The following is a 3443-nucleotide window of genomic DNA, read 5'->3' as shown; positions in this document are numbered from 1 at the left end:
GGGGCGATTAACTCTTTGTTACTTACATGGATGTAAGTAAGGGGCGTGAGCAGGACGCGGAAGCTTTGCTCAATTTTTACTTAGCCCACTAGGTTACAAATCTCGCGCCGTGATTAAATCGCCCCGAGGTTGAACAAATTTTAATCCTTAAAGGTCAACAGGCCCTAATTTTGAGTAATAGCAAATGCTGTTTTTTTGTACATTTTACTTTAGTTATTTATTTTTGGGCCGATACTTAAGTAAGCAAAAATAGGAGTCGGATCATGAAAATTGGCAACTTTGGCTTTGTTCCAAACAACAACGTCAATAAATACAGTAACAAAGCTGCATTACAGCAACCTACAATACAGTCGCCTCAAGATAGTTACCAGCAACGTGGTAAAGAATTAGCAGCAAAAGTGTTAGGTGACAAAATGGCTGAGGCCTTAGGCTTACCTGTCGCGGAAGAGAAAAAAGACAAGCCACTATTTGATTTTGAAGAAATAGTCAAAAACGTTTTGGACTTTGTAACTGGTGCCGTTAAGAAAGCGCAAGTCAATGGAGCCGATAATGAAAAACTCAAAGGTATGCTTAGTGATGCACGCAAAGGTGTGCAAACAGGTATTGATGATGCCTATGGTGAATTAAAAGATACCGGTATTCTAAACGACGAAATTGAGCAGGGCATAGAAAAATCCAAAGAAGGTATTTTTAATGGCCTGGATGAGTTTGAAGAGGATTTATTTAACCCTAAACCGGATTCTGTCAGTGTTACTCAAGCACAGTATTTAAGTTTAAGTAATAATGCTCAGTATAACTTCACCACTGCAGAAGGTGACGAAGTGAGTATTAGTTTTGCTGATGCATTTAAACAGCAATCAGCCAGTAGTTATCAGCGTAATGGTCAAAATGAAGGCTATGCCAGTGCATCATCACAATCGCGGGAGTTATCATTTAGCATGTCAGTAAATGGTGACTTAAACGAAGATGAACAAAAGGCTATTAATGCAATGATGGAAGACTTGCAAAATGTTAGTAAAACATTTTTTGGTGGTGATTTGGAACAAGCCTTTGAACAAGCACAAGAGCTCAACTTAGGCAACGAACAGCTCGTCGCGTTTTCAATGGACTTAAAGCAAACTAAAACGTTTGCAGCAATAAAAGGCTATGAAGAGAATAAACCAACACCAGAGAAAGCTGTGGCTGAAAAAATAGCTCCATTTAATGACGATCTAAAAAATGCCTTTAATAAAGCGGGTGATCTTGGTTTGCAAAATGAACTGTCAGGCATTTTACAATGGTTAAATCAAGACCAAGAGGAAATAGGCAAATTAGTCGACTATACAAAATCGATGTTTGAGCAAATGAATAAATTGCGCTCAGCAGCACTAGAGAGTGAAGCATAAGCTTTATTTTCAGTACACCGCGTGGCAAACTGCTCAGCTTAGTTATTATAAGGAGCGAGTTGTTTGTCACCTCATATCATGGTTTTTGATTCGGGCATTGGTGGTACCACAGTGCTGAAGCATATTCAGCAATACATACCTGATGGCCGTTATAGTTATTTTATGGATAACGCCTACCTACCTTATGGAAAGCTGAGTCAACAAACCATAATTCAGCGCCTCACCGGATTATTAATTTTTATAGAAACACAACAATTAAACGTTGATGTGTTAGTTATTGCTTGTAATACCGCATCTACTTCAGCACTGAGCGCACTTCGCGAATTAACCACGATACCGATCGTCGGTGTAGTACCCGCAATTAAACCCGCCGCTTTATTATCTAAATCACAGCATATTGCCTTATTGGCCACACCAGCAACAGTACAAAGTAGTTATACACAACAGTTGATAAGCCAGCATGGTCAAGCTGTCACAGTACATTTATATGCTAGTGTTGAACTTGTAACGTTGGCGGAACAAACATATCAAAGTAAAAAGATTACCCAAGACAAACTAGTTGCAGAGCTCGATAGTCTCGCTATTGATAAAAGAGTGGATGTAGTCGTGTTAGGTTGTACGCATTTCCCAATTTTAGCAAAAGGTTTGAATGAGTATTTTAACAGCACTGTATTATTACTTGATTCCGGCGTAGCAATAGCCAAACGGGTGTGTGCAATACTCAAAGGGCATAATATAGATTGCAGTGATGAGCTTGATGCTAATTGTACAGGCAAGAAAAAGCCGCTACGTTATTACGCAACGGCTTCGATTTATGTTGATAAGCAACCGGTGGAGCTAGTTACGCTGATTGATCCGACTCAGAACGAAAAGAGTTAGATTCATCATCTTGTTTTTGTTTTGCTTCACGAACTTTCAATGTACGTTGTTGGAACTCGCTATCGTTTAATTTTGCAATAGCATTATCAGCATCTAGCTCTGCCATTTCAACAAAGCCAAAGCCACGACGTTTGCCAGTATTTTTATCCTTTAATAGGCGTACATTAAACACTTTACCTTGTTCTTCAAATAAAGCGCGAACTACACCTTCATTTGCACGATAAGGAAGATTGCCCACATAAAGTGTTTTTGTTTTTACTTCGGCTTCTTCTACATCGCCAGATGACATTGCAGCTATAACTACACCACCAATTAATAAACCAGCACCAAATAACAGTGCAGGACTTAATTGTAGGCTCGAAAGCGCAAAATTAACTATAACGAAACCAATAACAGCAAGGATAACTGAAGAGATAAGAGATTTTTGATCGGGTAATTTCATTTTGATCTACCAATAAACAGGAAATAAACATTAATTTAACATTGTGAACTTGCTATCTTAACGCGATAAATGAACATAGCAATGATATTTATGTGAAATAATTTAATTTACATCAAAAAAGACTCGAAAAAGCATCGATTGAGTGTTCTTTTAAAGCGTTTTGGGTGCTTTTTGAGCGAACAGTCAAAAGATTGAAAAAAAGTGTTGATCTGTTTTTGGAACTCCCTATAATGCGACCCCACTGAGACGGGAAACGCTAACGCATAGCGAAGCACGAACAACTCAGAGAGTTAAATAAAACTTCGGTTTTAAATGTTCGCAAGAAAGTTTAAAACTAAGTGTTGACTCGAAAAATAAAGGATGTATTATACGCATCCCTAGCGACAATGTCGCAACGTTCTTTAACAATATAAAGCAATCATCTGTGTGGGCACTCGTACAGATTGAGTTCTAACAGCCAAGCTTAGTTCGCTAAGCAAGGCAAAAGATTTAGAGTCTCAATTGGAACTGAGTGACCAACAGAAGTAACTTATTTATAAGTTGCTTCGGCACAGTCAATTCAATATCGAAAGATATTAAATAAATTCAGAATTCATTGAGCTGTCGAAAGACAAAAAACTTTTAATTGAAGAGTTTGATCATGGCTCAGATTGAACGCTGGCGGCAGGCCTAACACATGCAAGTCGAGCGGTAACAGAGAGTAGCTTGCTACTTTGCTGACGAGCGGCGGACGGGTG

At 38.7% G+C, this 3443-nt stretch carries 3 protein-coding genes and 1 rRNA gene; 3 read left to right on the top strand and 1 reads right to left on the bottom strand.

The window, feature by feature from the left end; translation table 11 throughout:
- The first annotated feature begins 263 nt into the window (after positions 1 to 263).
- Together H5201_RS22190 and murI are read left to right on the top strand one after the other, a co-directional pair.
- Entirely contained in the window at positions 264 to 1385 is a 1122-nt protein-coding gene (locus tag H5201_RS22190; RefSeq protein ID WP_145242803.1) for a DUF5610 domain-containing protein, read from the top strand.
- A gap of 63 nt (positions 1386 to 1448) precedes the next feature.
- Positions 1449 to 2264 (top strand): glutamate racemase, encoded by an 816-nt coding sequence (gene murI / locus H5201_RS22185; RefSeq protein ID WP_145242805.1) that lies wholly within the window; start codon positions 1449 to 1451, stop codon positions 2262 to 2264.
- On the opposite strand, the gene H5201_RS22180 is transcribed toward murI, so the two are convergent.
- The gene (locus H5201_RS22180; protein ID WP_145242807.1) at positions 2227 to 2706 is read right to left on the bottom strand and encodes an RNA-binding protein; all 480 of its coding nucleotides are present in this window, start codon (positions 2704 to 2706) and stop codon (positions 2227 to 2229) included. The two genes, murI and H5201_RS22180, sit on opposite strands and share 38 nt — an antisense overlap.
- A 622-nt stretch (positions 2707 to 3328) precedes the next feature.
- Between H5201_RS22180 and H5201_RS22175 the strand changes: the two genes are divergently transcribed.
- Positions 3329 to 3443 (top strand): 16S ribosomal RNA (locus H5201_RS22175); the annotation flags it as partial.

This window comes from Pseudoalteromonas sp. SG43-6, from assembly GCF_014164365.1.
Taxonomy (GTDB): Bacteria; Pseudomonadota; Gammaproteobacteria; order Enterobacterales; family Alteromonadaceae; genus Pseudoalteromonas; species Pseudoalteromonas rhizosphaerae.
Note: the sequence above shows the minus strand (reverse complement) of the source record. Positions and strands in the feature narration are given on the sequence as shown.

Bases quoted from the DNA above. Each gene is read 5' to 3' on its own strand.
- H5201_RS22190 (WP_145242803.1), top strand. From the start codon at position 264: ATGAAAATTGGCAACTTTGGCTTTGTTCCAAACAACAACGTCAATAAA.
- H5201_RS22180 (WP_145242807.1), bottom strand. From the start codon at position 2,706: ATGAAATTACCCGATCAAAAATCTCTTATCTCTTCAGTTATCCTTGCT.